Here is a 19,064-nt window from a genome sequence, read left to right as displayed (position 1 = left end):
AGAATCCCAATTTCCGGTTCGTGAGACACGAACCGGGGCGGTTGAAGTTTCCAACTTCCGGTTCTCTAATTAAAGCAATCATGCCTGAGGGGAGACAGGTAAAGCTGCACAGGAAAAAGAAACATAAAAAACAGTGCCCCCACCCTTGCGGTTCTCAAACCACAATTTGCCTTCGTGCGCATCCATAATTTGCCTGCATATAGCAAGTCCCAATCCATACGAAGGTTCCCCAGAAGTGCCCTGCCTTTTAGAATCGGCTGTCATCTGAAATATTTTTTCTTTCAGGTTTTCCGGGATGCCAATACCCCTGTCTTTTACCGCCACGGTTACAACAGCATTATTAATGGTGAAATCAATATCAATACCGGCATTTTCGGGGCCAAACTTTATCGCATTCCCGATCAGGTTACTAAAAACGCGCCAGAGCTTCTCCCGGTCCGCCTGTACAACGCAGGGCACGGTTTGTAATTTCATGATTTGATTTTTCTCCGCTGCTTTGGATGCAAGCATCTCCACACAATAAGAAACCAGTACGGCCAAATCCACGGGCATTTTATTAACATCGTTCCGCCGCTGACCGGTATGCAAAAGCTCCTCTATAAGTTGAACAGCATGGTGACCTGCTTTGCTGATCATTTCCAGCATTTTGCGCTGACCGGGCAGGTAATTATCATCTTTCAGCAAAAAATCACTCATGCCTGCTATACCACCAACGGGATTGCGCAAATCGTGGGCCACCACCTTCATCATCCTGCTGTTTTCGGCATGGCTGTTTTCCAATGCAGAAAATGCTTTTTCCAAATGAGCATTCTTGTTGGATATCTTCGTGTTGAGCTTAGCAAGCACTGCGATATGTTTTTTCGACTGGCGATTATTCCGCCAGATGAGCAGCATTACCAGCACAGCCATGGCTGCGCCTATTGCCGTAACAATAAGATATATGGTTTTGAGATCATCTTCTTTTTGCAAAGCATCCAGCTCATACTCGTTTTTTAAATAGTTCAATTCTTTATTGATATCCGGAGACAGCACGCCTCTTTCCGCGATTTCTATAGAATCGCTGATTTTCATATAGCGGGTGAGATAGCTGTTTGCTTTACGGAAATCATTATTTTCTTCAGATACCCGCGATTGCATCAGGTTCCATTTTCCCATGATTTCAGGGTTGGGAAAACTATCCAGCCCCCTTTTCAGGGCAAGCAATGCGGCTTCGGCCTCATGCAGCCGCTTTTGCCGGATATACAGGTCGGCCAGCTTGGCAAGCGACCAGGGCACATCTTCAACCGCGCGGCGGGGCAAGCTATTGATGCGAATGCTCTCTTTCAGTAAGCGTTCGGCAGCGGAATCGTTCCCCGTTTCCATTAAATCCTTTGCAAGGTTGCCATAAATAACTGCTGTGGCCGCCTCAATAAGAACAGTATCAAGGATCTTTTGATTTTGAGCATTATACCGGAATGCCTTGTGTGCGTTATATTGGATATAGCGCAGCGCGCTGTCGAAATAATATATGGCGCTGTCGTGCATATTCAGCCTGCTGTAGCATATGCCAACATTGTCGAGGTCTGCCTGCTGGTTGGCAAAAAGTGTGTGTTCTTTGTTGGGATCGCTGTTACGGTTACAATCAGATCGTTGTATATAAGCCTCTTTAAAGAACATGGCTGCCTCATCATAACGTTTACGCTTGTATGCAATTTTGCCCAGGCTGGTAGTGGAATTGGTACGCTGGCATATATCGCCTGTTTTTAAAATGGCTTCCCGTGCCAGGAAATAAAAACCAAACGCCTCATCGTAGCGCTTAAGGGCGTGCAGGTCATCGGCCTTATACGATAACGCCGTGGAATACCAGTGCAGGTACCCTTTTTCACGTTTGAGCTGCTTAACAATCATAAGCATGCTGTCTGAATACATTAAAGCCCTGGCATAATCCCTTTTTTGCGTATAGTAGTACCCTCTTTTTACACTATAGGTTTCATACATCCGTTCCGGATAAGGCAGGTCGGCATATATGGAATCAACCGCTCTGAAATAAAGCACGCTGTCTTCAATATACTGCTGGATCTTCCTGAATTTAAAATTTTCGAATACCTCCCGGTTTCCTGCTTCCTGATGATCGCGGCAGGCCGCAGAGAAAAGAATAACCGCCGCAAATACCGATAATACAGTAAGCCGCATTTTTTTCTCACGCTTCATGATAATCATTTTTCAACCTGCGTTTTATGTTTGACGTTATACCTGCAAACGTTTTTTGCTTTCCTAACGTATGTAACACGCGGCATAGTACGCTAAAATACCACTTCTTCGCACGATAATATTTTTAAGAATGAAACAACTGTTTATAATATCCCTTCTGCATGTAATTTGTTCCGGGATGCCGGTTGCGCAGCAAAAACATAGCATTATTGATAACGCAGTTTTTCCTTCCTGAAAGATATCACGAAAGGGATAACAGACAACTCACGGATATACTCCGAACAGGCTGTACCAGTATTGGGAGCCAATAAAACCGGCGGAATACTCATCCGGCCCGGCGGAAGAAACACAAAAAAATAAAGGAAAAACGAACGCCTCCGGCCGTTTTTCCGGCCACCGCCTCCCCCTGTGTAACATGCCTTTAAATTTTTAGTTCATCTAATAAACCCCGATCCAAAGATCAATAAGGATTCCTGTTCGTGAGATACCATAGCCGTCAACTTAAAATGCTTTAGAGGAGGAAAGCGCAGTCCAGTCTCACCTTTCCGGCACGTGGAGACACGTGCCGGGGCGATCGCCTTGGTAAGTGTCCCCACTTACCAGCTTCAAACTTCCGGTTCGCGAGACACGAACCGGGGCGGTTGCATTCCACTCTACAACTTATAATACTGCTCCCAGCCTTTGCGCGGAGGTGTTCCCGTTAGCATGGCATCGGCAAACCGGTTGTTCGTGATACGTTTGGTTTCCCTGTTAAATAATATTTGCGTATTAAGCCGCTGCGCCATTACGCCTAATGAAAACACCTGGCTGAGCGGTCCCGCAATTTCAAAGGGGGAACGCGTTTTTTCTGACCCGCTGCAGGCAAGCAAAAAGTTGGCAAAATGGTTTGAAGAACTTTTAGGCACTTCGGGTAGTTTGGATGACATTGCCTTTGCTTTGTCTTCGGGAATAATGGATAAGGTGCTGCCATGTGTACCGCCTTTAAAGGTCAGTTCTTTACTGTATATAATTTTACCCGGATTGAGCTTGACCGGCTGAATTTTACCATTGCCTGCCGGTGGGATATCGGGATCCAGTTCAGATACGCCATATCCTTCGGGTACAGGAGGAATATTATTTATACCATCATACCAGGTAATATCAACCGCCGGCATTTTTTTGCGCTGCGGAAATCTAAACAGCAATGTGGTAGACATAGGATAGAAAAATTCATTGTGCCCTTCCGCTTTGAGCGCCGTAATTTCATAGGGCAGACCCAATTCTAAAAACTCATGCGCGGTGTCTAAAATATGCGCGCCCCAGTCGCCGAGGGCGCCCATCCCAAAATCGTACCAGCAACGCCATTGCCCCAGGTGATAATCATGATTATAATCGTGGTACTGTGCTGCAGCCAGCCAGTTGTTCCAGTCTAATGTGGCGGGAACAGCTTCCGCAGCAGGAAATTTTTTGATTGAAGTATCCCATCCGTGCCAGCGGCGCGATGCATTCATATGTGCAGTAATCGCTGTAACATCTTTTATGATGCCGGCATCCTTCCAGGCTTTAAACTGAAAATAATTGGCTTCCGAATGTCCCTGGTTTCCCATCTGCGTTACCACTTTATTGTATTTTTTCGCGGCCGCCATCATCAGCTCTATTTCATAAAAAGTGCGGGCCATAGGTTTTTCAACATACACGTGCTTGCCCAGCCCCATGGCCATCATGGTGATCGGGAAATGGGAGAAGTCGGGCACGCCAACAGAAACAGCTTCTATCTCATTACCCATTTTATCCAGCATTTCACGGAAGTCCTGGAACCTTTTGGCGCCAGGAAATTTATCAATACTCTTTTGTGTATGCGGCGCGCCCATATCAATATCGCAAAGCGCTACAATATTGGCCAAACCAGTACCATGCAGGGCATTAAGGATCTCGCCGCCCCGGTTACCAATACCAATGCAGGCAAGATTAACTTTTTTATTGGCGCCAATGATCCGGCTATAGCTCTTTGCTGTAGCGCTGAAACTTCCAACAGCCATACCGGCGGAAGCCAGTGCAGCCGACTGTATAAATTTCCTGCGTGATGACATAGCTATTTACAGTTTATAGTTTATAGTTTATAGTTTGTAGTTTGTAGTTATGAAGATGTAAATGATCCTCAATATACAAAGCATCAGCTTAAATTTCCTGATAAATCATTGACAGATGTGAAGCAAGCGAAGAGGGCTTCCAAATCTTTATATTTTATAGGCAGAAAAATTTTTGATCCGTGGCCCGGCAGATGCCGCGGTTATACTTATCCGGATTTTATCTGTTACTACCTCATCGAACTGCTGAATGCGCTTATTTCCTACTGAACTGCCTTCCGCTATTTGCACCCATTGATTATCTTTCCATGCCTCAATGCTGTATTTTCTGATACGTTCTCCTTTTTCGATGTCTTCGGCAATAACAACATGGTTGATGGCTACAGGTATTTTGCCAAGCGACAATTCGAGCGTTTCACCATTTCCTTTTGCGGAAGCAAGCGGCTCCGAAAAACGTTTTTTGATTTCGTTGCCAAACGCTGTTAACCGCTGCATATCTTCTTCGGGCACCAGTCCGCTGGTGTCTACCACAATACCGATCAGCATGTTCGAATTGCGCCCCACGCTGGTAGTATAGTTTTTCACCAGCTGATCAACCGATAATATTTCCTGACCTTCCGCTTTCCAGAACCAGCCGCCCTGCCAGCCGGTGCGCAAAGGAAAATCGGCTTCACCCGGACACCATATTGCACCTTCAGGGTTACCCTGCATGTCATCGCTTTTAACGGTTCCTGTGGCTGAAGTTGTAGTATCGGTTCTGCTCCAGTTAGGATAGGGAGCCAACCCTTCCTCATTGCCGATCCAGCGAATAAGATTTTTAGCATCTGCAGGACCCTGGAAAACAACGGCATCGGGTTGTAACTGCTTTAACAAAGGAGCCAGGTTGGGTCCACCATCCTTAACCGGTAAGACACCCCCATCGAACCATATTTCAAATAATTTTCCATAGTTGCTCCACAACTCGGTGAGTTGCTGCACTACCACGTTATTATAGGTTTGCTGGTCCACCGGGCTTCCGGGTTGAACCAGGCCGGGATTATCAACATAACAGTATCCATTTGCAGCCGCACTGGCGTAAATGCCGGGTTTTATATCATACTTTTCGCACGATTTTATAAAATCAGCCACAATATCTCCTTTGCCATCTCTCCAGGGCGTATGTTTAACGCTGTATTCATGTGCTGCTGTTGGCCACAAGCTAAATCCCGAACAATGCTTTGCAACCAGTACCGCGTATTTTGCACCTGCTGCTTTAGCGGCGCGCAACCACTGATCGGTATCTAACTTAGAAGGATTGAAAACAGAAGCCGGCGGATGTGTGCCCCATTTCCGCCAGTTATAATCCGGCACATAGTTCACTACATCAAAATGAAACATAGCGCCAATCTCCGCCTCTGCCCATTGCACGTGTGGCGCTGAAGGTAATACGGCATCCGGCTGTTCATTTTTTTGCGTGCAGGCACCTATGGCCAATAAGAGGAAAAGAAAAAAAGGTTTTATTTTATTCATCATTGTTATTTTTAATTCAGATTCGAATGGCCTGGTTTGTATCCTTACGAACCAGTCAACTTCCGAACGAAACAGTTTTTTTAATGGCATTTCTTTTTATGGCATAAATACAAACCATTGCTGGCTTTTGGCAGGTATGGTTACCCGTAAGTTCAGCTTTGTGCCGTTTAACATTATTTTTTTAGCCGCCCCGTCATTTTCACTCATGGTAGCCCGGTTTTTTAATCCTGTATAGTACAGGTCTGCTTGTATTTCCCGGGTAATGGGCTCATTCAACGGGTTATATACCATTAGTAAGCCCTTTTCTTTGCCGTGCGGATCGGCATGGAGTATGGCATCATAATCCCTTCCGTCGGGACGGCGCAGGTGAATAATATCAGCGTCTAATATCCGCCGGTGCTTCTTATAAAAATCAACCCATTTTTTCACCAGGGTTTTGGTTTGAGGCGCATCATACAATTGCGGGCCGCGGTAACAGGCCTGCACACCCGCTCCAAACAAATTGGCCAAACGCTGCTCATAATGCGGCAGGTGTTCTTTGAGTGGTTCTATAGTAGCCGCAGCGCCACCACCGTGATATTGCACCAGCGGCACAAACATCCAGCCCATAGAAGGCGCTTTTTCCCATGTGCCATCATATATGTTCTGACGTTCAATAATTTCCTGCAGTTCGCGTGGCAACGACCAGTTCGTTTCGCGATAGCCCATGGCTATTTTAGTGCTGCCGTTTAAAAAATACCAGTCGGGCACGTTCAGGTAAATGCCTTTGCCCCTGCACCAGCGGTAAAATTCCTGTATCTCCCTGAACTGTTTCCAGCGCGAATCTTCCAGACCTCTGTGACCCGGATGATCTGTGGAAGCGCAAACATCACCGGGATAAGAGCCGTCATGTTCCAGCAGGTCCTGTTCCGTAGTTTCATAAAACCGGTATAGCTTTTTGAAATAATCCTGACCCCATTTACTTTCTAAGCAGGGTGAGCTGCCAAATGCAGGCTTCATGCCTCCGGGCATTACCACATCGTTTGCTGCATTAATGGAACGGCTGGCCAGCAACGAATAACCACCAAGCGCCACGCCTTTTGATTTCGCGTAATCCTTCAGCGCTTTCATACGCTGCAGGTTCTGTTGCGAAGTATCTTCAATATTAAACCCGCTACCAAAAGTCATGATCACCATCTCAAAACCCACTTCCGCACATTGATCAATTGCTTTTTTTACCGGCTCATCCACTGCGCTGCTTACATGCATGATGATGGGATTTTCGGTTACCCACGGTGCGATGGTGCGGTAAAGCTTTCTTTCGCTTAGCCCTCTCCGTTCCCTGTCGTAGCTGTCGTACACCAGCTCCCATAACCGCATGCTTTCAAAAGATGCACCGGGCGCCAGCTCCTGCCCCATCCCGGTTTTGGGCATACATACCAGCAGTGAAGGGGTTTGCAACGCATAGTTTACCTGCGTGGTGTAAGACGGATCGGTTTGCCATTCTACACAGGCGTTTTGTGCTGCATTGGGCGACATGGAACCGAAGGCGAAATCACTTTCTGTAAATATAGGAGGCAGTTCCCAGCGTTGCTTGTGCTCTACGGCGCTTTCTGCCTCTGTTACCGCCAGGTGCTCGCTTTTAATATTATTTACTATAATTTCCTGCCCGCTCTTATTTCCCACACTTACCCATTTGCTTAGCAGGGGTAATCCATCATATAATTCGTAATGCACTTTTACGGTTAGTCCGCTCAGGAAATCAAAATCCTCCTGCGTTTCCTTCGGCGCACCCAACAACACTACCTGCTCTATTTTACTGCGCCCTGTTGCCCCCGCTTCACCGCGCACCATTTTGCCACCACGGGGATCGGTCTTACCCACACGGATATGCGCAGGAGTAGATTGAACAGGTAATTCAGCAAGGGAGGTATAGCTTTTGCCATCTTCCGATATACTGTATATCATTTTGCCGGTGGCCAGCAGGACCTTCAAATAATAAGATTTGCCCGGGTCAAAGCCTTCGAAACTCTGGCTTTTGCCATCATGAAATATTCCAAAACTTTTATTGCGGGGTGAAAGATAGAATTTAGATGAATGCTCTCCTTCAAACTGCAGCGCAATACCAGGGCCATACCCGCTGCTTTGGTCCGTGCCGGCATTCAGCCTGCATATGATCACTTTGGTACCGGCAGGCAATGCCCGTTCGCCAAATACAACGGCATTTGCCGGAGCCATTATTTCTCCGGCCTTACCCTCATTATTAAATGCATTGGCCGCTGCATTTACGGTAACAATATTCCACTGAGGCGACAATGTAATAAAATCATCTTTCAGTAATACTGCTCTTTGGGCATCGCCCGCATTCAGGTTCTGGAAATTGCGGATGATGGCTTCATCGGCTTTGTAGGTAAAGGCAACTTCTATTCCTTTGGGCGGCCAGGGCAGTTGCTGCGACGACCATTCCGTGCGGCGGTTCCATTCAAAACGCGCTTTGATGGGAGATGTAGCGTATGATACCAGCTTTAAACTGTACGGATCGGCTTTCATTGCGGGTATCCATTCGGGTAAGAGGTAGTTGCCAATAGGCTGACCCGTTAATCCTCCCGCTTTTATTTCATGACCGTTTATCCAGAGTACGGCTTCGGGCGATACCGCCCGGACAAGGGCTTCATTGGTAACCAGGTTATCCAATCCAATGGTTGCCCCGTTGGGCGCAAGTGTAAAAGTTCTTGTTATCAGCCCGTTGCTCAGCGCCATATGACCTTCGGGTGTTTTGTATACTGCAGCGGATTGTGCGGCGCCGGAAACCAGCCAGTCGGTTTTGCTGCGCAATTGTGTTTTATTATAGGGCGGAAGCGCGTCAACACGAACGTTTTGCGCAGTAACGGCAATGCATTGGTACGTTGTAACAAATGCTAACACCATTTTAAAAATGTTTCTTTTCACGCTATGCTTATTTTAGTTACAAGATTAGTGGATTTTATAATAAAAAGAAGAAGGGGTAAAACACAGGCATTTGTAACCTCCTATCACTTGAGAGCTAAATCTATTTTTTAAATGATTTAGCTAACATTTTGTTTGTATGTTACTTTTTTTGCGGAAAAAAAGTAACCAAAAAAGCCGCCGGAAAACGAATACCCCCCGTTTTCCGGTCGGTTCCCTGATGTGTCCTTTGTGCTACTGTATATTCAACTTTAGTCCGCTGCTGCTTTTTCATTTCTGTAAACATAATTCTGTCGCAGATATTATTTAAGATAGAACAAAACATACAACGGATTAATAGGCTATTTATTAACTGGTGGTTGATGCAAAAATGCAATGTATTTTTCCAAATATTCCTTAGGTGGGGTATGCCATTCCGCCGTTCTGCTTACCTTAGTGCGTGCACAGTGATACGCAAACTCATATAGTATGTTTACTATTTTTGGATTGGGGATCAAATTGCCATCTTCCCCCGTAACAAATGCTCCCCTGTTCCCGGTTTTAACTTCTTTTGCTATCTCAAGCATCGCATAATACACCGGTAAACGTGCAGATTTTACTCTTACAAAATAGTCGGGATGCTTTTGCACTTTCTTTTCGGCCCTGTCAAAGATCCGGTTGTATTCCGCAATTAATTTTTCCGATAAAAAACTTTCTTTTTCCTGTACCGGCGAGCCGAATATAGACATCTTCACGCCTTTTCCGGATTGGTTATTATCGTGCAGCAGCCTTATATATTCTTTTATACCGGCAGCAGCGGGACCGTAATAAGCATCAATAAATTCATTTTTTTCTTTTTCAATATCAAGGTCAGGGTTCCACAGCATTTTAGCGATCATATAGGCCCTTAACGGCGCAAAATCGCCACCAGACTGGATATTACCCTGTTCAAATAATGCCGATACATTATTGTTCCTGAGAAATTGAATATTGGGCTGTAATACCCGCAGGTTGGGAAACGGAGCGAACAGGTGTGAAAAACGAATTACATAATCCCATACCAGGATGTTATCCGTAAGCTTTCCCCAGCCTATTAAATCTTCGCTAAAAGCCTTATCACCTGTTTCCATAGGATCGTTGCGGGAGCTCTCAATACTGCACAGCATAATATTTACATTCTTCCGCGGCACGATACCTTTTGGGGGTACACGGGAGTATTGATATGCCAGGGTGGAAATAATTTTATCCGGGAACCTCTCTGCTACTTTATTTACAAAAGTTAACAATGACCCCATACCCAGGGCAGGATATTTTTCTCCACCATGGGTAGAAAGTAATTTCTCTTCGGGCGCAAAAGCAGCATGTTTTTTATCCAGCGCAGCACAGTTATCGCAACGGCAATAATTCACGTTGTCGTTTTGGCTAACAGACCAGTAAAGCGCCTGCGGGTTTTTATCAATGGCTTTTTGCAGGTTTTTACATACAATTTCTAATACGTCCGGATTGGTTAAACACAATTGCGACTGAGGCTGAGTGCTGCTCCCATCCCAGGATGGAACAGAAGCGCCATGCCTTTTTCCATTATAAAAGCTAAAATATTCGGGATGGCTTTCCCCGTATTCCCTGGGGTCAAGCAGGCTGTTAAATGTGTGTACCCAATAACCCCACTGCGTTTTATCGCCGCCTCTGCCTTCAAAGGAGTGCAGCTTATGCCAGTCCATAAACTCCGGATCGTACACATCATTATAGTAGGTTTCCCTGAAACGAAAAGCCGGTAATTGTATATCATTTATGGGCTGAAGTACTATCTTTTTTCGCTGAGGGACATACGTAAAATCCGATGTATATTTTCTGCAGCCCAAATATTTGTCCAGGAAGGTATACACACTGTATATCACTCCTTTTTTATCGCCTCCTGTTAAGATTAATTTATTTCCGCTTGTTTTAATGAGTAATCCGTCCTGCTTCAACTGACTGTAATCTATCTGATCCTGCTCAGGTCTGTTTACCCTGCCAATCAAAATTTCGGAAGCAGTGCTTTTTTCGTTATCGGCAACTACCGGTAAACTTACTCCCGTGATCCTGAACAAATAATCCTGCAGCACTTTAGCTGCCTGGATCTCTACCAGAGTAGCCTTCGCAGGCATCACAATGCTGTAGGGTGACTTGCCTTTTTTTATTAAAGTAACTTTTTGGGCAACCATTGTATTGCACAACAGCAATAAAAAGGTAAGTTGAAATAGCTGTTTCATATTGAGTGTAACTAATGACTTCTAAAATATATTCGGAACCAAAGATGCAAATTATATTCTTTCGTTTCATTTGCGGGTTACGGTATCACTTCCGGCTTTAACGACGTTGCTCCTAAAAGCGGATCCCACTTATTTCTCATCCCAGGTATATATTATCACATCTCCCGGATCAACCGCTAACGTATTAGTATAAACGTTGGCAGGAACCATCGTTCCGTCTTTTAATACCTTTTTTACAATATCGCCGGCAACAACTGTTAGCTTCATCGGATTTTGAAAATCGCGGTTAACGATGACCAGGAACCGGCGGTCTTTTTTTTGCAACACAGATACCACCGCGCCGTTATCGCCCGTTTCCAGCACTGTAAAGGGGGCTGGAAGCTTATCCATTCTTCTTGTTCCGGGAGGGATGTGTGTGCCGGTATGCGCTACCGAAACCAGCCTGGCATTGAGGAACACCCCGGCAAGGTTTTGTATTTCATTGTTGATCAGTTTTATGCGATCATATACATCGGTACGTTTGCCGTCAAGCCCAATGGGTGCATGATGGAAGTCCCAACTGGAATTAATACCGGGCGTCCAATAGGTAAAATACTGCAACGCCTGTGCGCCATAGGCCAGGTTGCTGTACATCTGCAGTTTGATCTCTCCTACCGTGGCTACAGGATAGGAACCATGCGCTACAGATAAAGCAAACGCCCAGAACGGGAGCCCGCTCTTCTTTGCAGCGGCAGCAATGATTTCAAGGTTTTTGTACCAATCAGAACGAAGTGTTCTGACCCCATTTTTTTCTGATATGGGATAATGATCGAAGGAAATAAAAGGTACGGGCACTTCTTTTAAAAACACATCCACATGTTCTTCGTACATATCTTTTCCGGGTTCTAATTCATAGTCTTCAGCAAACAACTGGGAAAGAGCGGCATAGTTGGGGAAGAGATTGATATAGCAGGGATGCTGCTTATCCACCGCCTGTATCCTTTTCATCCATATCGCCAGTTCCGGAAAATCCACAGCATTCGGTTCGTCTCTGAGATGATAACCGAAAAGCGCCGGGTGTTTCATCAGCCGCTTCACCGTTTTCTCAGGCTCTGATTTTAGTTCCGGGCAGTACGGCATCAGTTTCACACCCGTTTGCCGTGCAATATCCAGCGCTTTTTCTACAGCCTCTATGCCGGAATACGATGAAAAGTTGATATTAATGCCTGATGCTTTAAGTTCCCGGAAACGTTCGACGGTCGTTTCCCGCTCAGGAACACCCACCCAGGCTAAAACAGGGAATTCACCATCCGCCTTCAGCTTTTCCTGCGCAAAAGCACTAACCCCGGATGTTACAGCTAATATTGCTGCCAATAAATTTGTATATAATGTGTTCATCAGAATAATTTAGGATGGAAACTTATTCCTGAAAGTTATTAAGATTTGACCAGTGTTTTTGAAACGGCTTTCCGGTATCCTTTTATTGCTGTATTCAGATTTTTCCAGATCTCCACAATAGCATAGCTGTTGTTCTGAGCCCCGTCGCCTTCTATTACAGCCTTCAAGGTATAATAAGGTATGCCGTTAATTACATTATACCCTCCCTCGTGATAATGACCCTGGAAAACAGCAAGCACTTTACCCGATCGTTCAAGGATCGCTCTCACCCGGTCTGCATTATCCGGACAATACCTGGCATGATCGCCATCAAAAGCCGGGCCGTCCAGTTGCTGATGAATAAATACAACAGCAGGTTGGTGATGCTTCCTTAAATCTTCTTCTAACCATTTTAATTGCTCTTCAGGAACATGACAATCTTTCCAGTCGAAGTTCCCGCGGTCATAGCCGATACCTTCCCGGGTATAATTGGGATCCAGCACTATAAAATGGTGACGTTTCGCATTAAAGGAATAATAGCTCCTGGCTTTTGAAAAACCGCTGTTATGGATCTTACTTAAAAACTGGTCTTTTGAAATAGAGTCCATATCGTGGTTACCCAAAACATGGTATACCGGTCCTTTAAATTGCCTGAACTTTAACTCAATGGTTTCAAGGAACCGGAGGGTTTCCTCTTCATTGGGATGAATATTCTGATCTTTAAAGTCGCCCAGCTCAATAAGAAAATCCACACCCTGCTCATTCATCAGCTCAATACATTCGGATAATTTGGTTAAGGACTGCTTATAATACCTGCTGTTATTAGGAAGCCGGTCGGCATAATGCAGGTCTGTAACTATACCAAATCTTATTGCGGGAGCCGCAACTGCTTTTTCACTTCCTGCAAGCAACAGTTTAGTGCCTGCGATCAGTGTCACCCACGATAAAAGAAACTTTTTCCTGTTCATCTAAGTTTTTGTTTTTGAATACGAAGAAAGAAGTTGAAAGATAAAAAAATAAGGCGTAAGTAGAAACAAACGCCTGTTTAACCTTTGTGGACATTTTCCTAAACTAACTGCTCGTTTATATTAATAACTTCCGATGCTTCCGTTAAATGGATCAGTTTTGATTTTATATAGTGCTACAAGCCAATAGTATTCTCCCGCTTACTTTGCCGATACGACCTCCGCCGCACCTACACATTTAAAATCAAATTTTAATACAGGGGCCTGCCCGCCTGAAAAATCACTCTTTATCACAATTTCATTTTCTCCTTCCGACCATTTCGGCAAAACGCCGGCTTTGATTTCTTTTAATTTGTTCCATGTGGCGTCGCAGAGGTACACAGACTTGCCGTCAATGATCAGTTTGTCTCCTGCTTTCAGCGGTTCATTTATTTCGAGTGTTTGATAATTGTTGATTTCCAGCCGAAGCTGAGATACCGTTGCGGTTCTATTTCCTTCAGCGGCAGTAGCTGTAATATAAAGCTGAACAGATTGCGCGGTAAATGGATTATTTATTTTAACACGCGTAGCAACAGGCTCACCGGTTTGTACGCTTCTGTATTTGTGTTCATATTCCATTTGCAGGCTCACCGGGTATAAAGCCCATGAGCTTTCCCCTGTTTTTTCAAGATGGAACTCGTTTTTGGGGTCTTTAAATTTTTCAATCTGGGCTGCGGTAAACGCTTTGGCTTTTCTTGCTTTCTGCCATTCCCGTATGGCTTCAAAGAATTCTTCTTTAAATCCGCTTTTTTCAATGCTTTCGTCTACACGCAACAGGTAGCCCGCATTAAATGCGGCACTTCTTGCCTGTATCCATTCCATTTCTTCGGGGCGATATGTTCCTTCCAGCTTAAACCACCCCAGCATGCCGGGCATATAATTGCGTTCAAAATAACGTTGATTCTCTATCCGGTAGTTGATCTGGCTTTGCCGTAGTCCGCTATACCAGGGCTCACCCCAGTTCATGTAAGCATAAATATGCCAGTAATAATGCGCGGTTGTAGAACCGCAAACCAATCTGTCTCTGTCAAGATTTTTATACCACAGGTCTATAAATTTATTTTCCCCATAAGCTCCATGCCCGGTTGCCTCCAGTCCTTCAAAACCATCAAAATCCATGAGGTCTATACCCGTTTCATTGCATACTTCCGCCATACGCCTGGCATACTCATCCTGTAAATAAATATCGGGCAAAAAACCTTTGTAACTGTTATTGGCAAGCTTATCAACAACAGCACCGGCTTTATGGCTTGCCTTTGCAGTTTTAAACTGCCCTCTCACACAATCCAGCAATCGCCAGGGCGCGTCTTCAGAAACCGTTCTGTATGATATTAATTCCTTCCCTATTTTAACAGTATGCGTTGATCCGGTATTTTTAAACCAGGTGGGGTCTTTCACATAAATTACATCATCATGCTCACCAATATCTTTTACCAGCACCGAGCTGCCTGTTTTGCAAAGGCTGTCGTTTGGTACAGGCCACACATAAGGGTCATTAGTGCCTGTAAACGTGGTAAGGGTATGCACACCCAGTGAAATACCTTCGGCTTTGGCCTTAGCGGTAAGTTTGCGTATATCTTCAGCACAGTTCGGGAAACGCGCGGTTTTTAGCCCGAAATGCCCCCAGCTTTCAAAAATATCTCCAATATGTACCAGCCTGAAATTGGCTTTCTTCGCATACTCAATACAGTTGTCCATGTTCTTTCCTTCGTACATCATGTAGGCCTCGCCCGTTCTTGACGAACGCTTTATCCATTCACCATCCAGCATTGGATGCGGCAGGCCTTCGCCCAATTCAATTTCTTCAATCACATTCAATACTTCAGGTTCGGGGCAGCCAAAAAAAGCAATGGCGCTCCCGGCGAAATCACTGTTGATGGATGCTACGTATTGTATTTTATTTCCCGTTCCTATTGTTTGAGGAATCCTACGGTCGCGCGCAAATAAACGCAGCTCACTGCCGTAAGGCTTTTTTACAGCCAGGCTACCCCTGTACATTCTCACATATTCAGGCATATCCCCGTCGCCGTTTACATCGGTTGCAATAGGTTGCCCGATTTTATCTTTCAATGAGTCAGGTAAATGTTGCCCCGGCAGCGGATCAATAAAAGAGCCCCCACCTGCATTGTCTCCGTCATCGGGTATACCTTCAATAGTATTAATGTTGAGTGACTGAATGCCTATAGCAAACGCAGTATCCCTTACCACGCCTACTGTTTCACCTATCAGCTTACCAATAGTAGTTGCATAGGGTCCCCACACTACTGCCTGTGTACCATTACGTGGTTCCAGCGAAAGCAATTCAAAGCGCAGGTATGCTGCTTTGTTTTTTATACCAACAACAGCTTTTATCCCTCCGGGATATTGCAGCGTGATCAATTGTTCCTGAGCATTGTAATTTGCCTGTTCCGGCAAAGTATATGCGGAATCTTTGTATAAACTGAGCAACGGGGCTATTTGTCCTGCCGGAAAATAGTCTTTACCGGAAGCTTTTTCCTTCATGCTCAGGATATTACCCTGTGCATCGAATCCAAGCGTCACATAATCTGTTTCAAGACTAAAATCAACCTTTTTACCGCAGGATATAAAGAGTAAAACAACCAGCAAAGGCATGAATAAATCCCATAGTCTTTTTTTAATTATCTGCATTTTATATACATTTTTGACGTACAAAACTTATTAGCTATTCATATTCATTTGGGTGCATTTCAAATTGTCGCATCTTCGGCCTGCCGTGGGCGGTGTCCGCACCATAGCCGTCAACTTAAATAAAAAGAAGCCCTGGTGGTGGTACGTGAGACACGTACCACGGCGATTGCCCCGGCACGTGTCTCCACGTGCCGGAAGGTGAGATGCAGTTTCCTCCTCTAAAAAAACTTAAGTTGACGGACATAGTGTCCGCACCAACTGGCGACAATTTGAAATGCACCCTATTCATTTTACCCTCAACAATTACCGGGATATATCTTATTTTGTTTTATTTATTTTTTGAGCCCTGCTATCCAATGATATGATAGGTTTTACTGCCTCGCCGGGTAAAGCCGGCCTGTTAGAAACAGCGCCCGAAAAGCCATACCAGAAAACAACTGCTGAATACCCGAAAAAATTCCATGGAAAGCCTGAGATACTTCATATTCGTTTAGTTATTTTCTTTAACAACAATCATATATCCTTTTTTACCGGGAATATTTACGGAACTCAATGATTGCAGCGGCTGTTCCTCCTGGAAGTCCTTTACAAAAGGAATACTGATTGTGCATTTAGATGGATCATACCCAAGCGCCTGCCAATCAATAATCACAGAACTCACCTGGTCTTCCTTGCTCCAGTTGGCTATGGCAATAATACTTTCTTTTTTTCCTTTGAACACAGACGCTTTGATGTGTTCATTATTGGTAGTAACCGCGCAGGCTTTATCCCAATAGCCGGTCAGCTCCTTTTCTTTAAAGCTGTGCTGATCCCAGAATTTCCACAATTCATCGGGGGTATTACCTGTCCATCCCGCACGGTTAGTGATGCCATATACCATTCCCCGCCATGGGTTTCCTCCGCCTTCCAGCATTTGCCCGGGCAAGCCAAACGGAATACCCGACACTTCAACCAGCCAATGATCGGGCAGGCGGTTATAATCTCTTCCTTCGCCTATCCATACCAGGTCGAAATACGGCAGCAGGTCCATATACAGGTTCAAGCAGCTGGCATACCCGGCCCAGTTATTAAAATGATTCCAGCTATGCAAATCCATCCTGCCTTCCGGGCGGTACTGGTCAATCAGTTTCCTTGCGCGGCGCAATGTAAACCTGTCGAGCGCTGCATCATCAATGTACACACCGTCAATCTTCAAATTCCGCAACATCCAGTCAAGCCCGCCTATATAAAAGTTATTCAGCCTGCTGTTGGGTGTGGTAATAACGGAAAGATCCATCTCTCCTTTAAATTCCCCTTCTTTCACAATATTGTACCATGCGGGAATATATTTCTCCCTCAGGTTTTTAATCAACCATTCATTGGGTCCTTTTGGATGCAATGCTTCCGTGCGGCTGGCATTGCCCGGGCCAGGAAACAGCACCTCCCCGTTCAAACTGTAAAAAGCCTGAAACTCGGGAATATTTTTAGTGAGCTCACGGGTGGTATAATACAGTTTCAGTCGCTGCTTTTCTTCATGTGCTTTATCCACCAGGGTTTTTAATTCCCCAGTATTTTCATCTAAGTAAGGATAATTAATAAAAGGATAGATATTCTCTGCGTGATGGATGTTGATGATATTGGCGCCAGCTTTTTTTGCTTTTTCAATTTTGCTGAACGCATCGGTTCCTCCGCCGTGAAAATACCTGTCGCCATATTTTACTTCATTGCTGATCGTTCTGAAAGGAGTGATCAACAGTTCAAAATCATAATTTAACACGCTCCCTTTTGCCATTTCACGGTTTCCGGAATAAGCCTTAACCCATACCGTATTTGTTTTTTCACTTAGCTCTACCCCTCCCCTGTTATCGTTTCCCCATGAAGGAGGGAGATGCAAAGGACTAAAGGCATAATAAATATTAACCAACGGCAAGGTATAATTCTCTGCTTTTAGCTTAAGCCTCAAACCGCCATTAACCGCGCCCATCCATAAAGCGTCCTGGTTTTTAGCGGTATCCCATTGCCACTGCCAGGAAGCCGGCCGCAAGCCGCCTTCACGGTTCAGTCCCATCATATATTCGGCTTTTTCTTTATTTACCGGCACTTCGAGGCGAATATCCCTGATCTTTAAAGGTTGCAAAGCTTTTAACGCCAGCTTGTAATCTACAAAGCCATCAAACTCAAGCCTGCCTGAACAAATAAGCTCACATTCGGCCGAACTGTTTTTTACCTGCCATGCTATAAAACCGGGAGCCTGTGCTGTAAATTGTAATGAGCCGGGTTGCAAAGCAATAATATCACCATTTTCCTTTTCAATTACAAAGCGTAATGCTTCGCTAAGTATGGGTTCGCCCTTTTGTGCTATACTTTGATTGGAAGCGGTAAAATAACTGGCGATTGCCTGAGGCAGGCCGTTGGCGGCAATAGTCACGGACCGTCCTAAAATATGCAGCGTATTGCCGTTACGGGTTACAGGCGCATACCCTTTGGTAACTTCATCATTAATGCCAAGCGTACTGTTCAGCCAGTACATGCGCGATAAGCGTTTACCCTCGTTGAAACCATGATCCCGTACTTCTTCGCCATCAACCTCTAATTGTATTTTTATCGTTTGCGCTTTATTGTTAGCCGATACCGTTGCGGTACCATAATAGGTTCCTTTTGTTATGCCCGAAAGATCCATGCCAATCCACAAAGGCTGTACCTTACCATTTTGAATGTCTATTTTTTTTGTAAACGGATTTCCCAGGTAATCAATGCCGCCCCTGTTAAAACAGCTCACCTGCCGGGAAGAAATTATTTTCCCATTTTTGGTTTTCAGATCAGAAAAACTGAGTTGTATATTCTTCAGATCAGTTTTTATAGCCCATACCCCCACCTGGTAAACAAAATATTCACCCGGCTGCGCCTGCAACACAAAATTATTTTTTGAATAATCGTTGTGTAACCACGATACCTGCAAGGAGTCATTCCACTTAACAGGATGATCTCTTGTTTCGGGAAAAATGTAAAACGATTGCTTTGACAGCACCGTATATTGTTTTGCAGCCACTTCCGGTGAAATGTAATTTCCCGTTCCGGTTTGACTATAAACGCTAACGCTAAGGAATAGCAGAATACATAAAAAAACATTTTTTATTTTCACCATATTATTTGTT

Annotated in this window: 9 protein-coding genes; all 9 read right to left on the bottom strand. The window is 44.8% G+C overall.

The window, feature by feature from the left end:
- Positions 1-78 precede the first annotated feature (78 nt).
- The gene (locus tag PLE34_RS02945) at positions 79-2,190 is read right to left on the bottom strand and encodes an ATP-binding protein (RefSeq protein WP_324554058.1); all 2,112 of its coding nucleotides are present in this window, start codon (positions 2,188-2,190) and stop codon (positions 79-81) included.
- Positions 2,191-2,843: 653 nt separating this feature from the next.
- Complete coding sequence (locus PLE34_RS02940; protein ID WP_324554056.1) at positions 2,844-4,259, bottom strand: Gfo/Idh/MocA family protein; 1,416 nt, start codon at positions 4,257-4,259, stop codon at positions 2,844-2,846.
- A 147-nt stretch (positions 4,260-4,406) separates the two neighbouring features.
- Positions 4,407-5,855 (bottom strand): alpha-L-fucosidase, encoded by a 1,449-nt coding sequence (locus tag PLE34_RS02935; protein ID WP_324554054.1) that lies wholly within the window; start codon positions 5,853-5,855, stop codon positions 4,407-4,409.
- A gap of 6 nt (positions 5,856-5,861) precedes the next feature.
- A complete protein-coding gene (locus PLE34_RS02930) occupies positions 5,862-8,693 on the bottom strand; it encodes a hypothetical protein (protein ID WP_324554051.1) in 2,832 nt (943 codons plus the stop codon).
- Positions 8,694-9,031: 338 nt separating this feature from the next.
- On the bottom strand, positions 9,032-10,921 hold the full coding sequence (locus tag PLE34_RS02925) for a glycoside hydrolase family 20 protein (protein ID WP_324554048.1): 1,890 nt from the start codon (positions 10,919-10,921) through the stop codon (positions 9,032-9,034).
- Positions 10,922-11,050: 129 nt separating this feature from the next.
- Positions 11,051-12,298 (bottom strand): beta-galactosidase, encoded by a 1,248-nt coding sequence (locus PLE34_RS02920; RefSeq protein WP_324554046.1) that lies wholly within the window; start codon positions 12,296-12,298, stop codon positions 11,051-11,053.
- 38 nt (positions 12,299-12,336) lie between these two features.
- The gene (locus PLE34_RS02915) at positions 12,337-13,245 is read right to left on the bottom strand and encodes a metallophosphoesterase (RefSeq protein WP_324554044.1); all 909 of its coding nucleotides are present in this window, start codon (positions 13,243-13,245) and stop codon (positions 12,337-12,339) included.
- 198 nt (positions 13,246-13,443) lie between these two features.
- Positions 13,444-15,930, bottom strand: coding sequence for a hypothetical protein (locus PLE34_RS02910; protein ID WP_324554042.1), 2,487 nt, complete (start codon positions 15,928-15,930; stop codon positions 13,444-13,446).
- A 490-nt stretch (positions 15,931-16,420) separates the two neighbouring features.
- Positions 16,421-19,054, bottom strand: coding sequence for a glycoside hydrolase domain-containing protein (locus PLE34_RS02905; protein WP_324554040.1), 2,634 nt, complete (start codon positions 19,052-19,054; stop codon positions 16,421-16,423).
- Positions 19,055-19,064 lie beyond the last annotated feature (10 nt).

The organism is Agriterribacter sp., assembly GCF_035445465.1.
GTDB lineage: Bacteria > Bacteroidota > Bacteroidia > Chitinophagales > Chitinophagaceae > Agriterribacter.
Note: the sequence above shows the minus strand (reverse complement) of the source record. Positions and strands in the feature narration are given on the sequence as shown.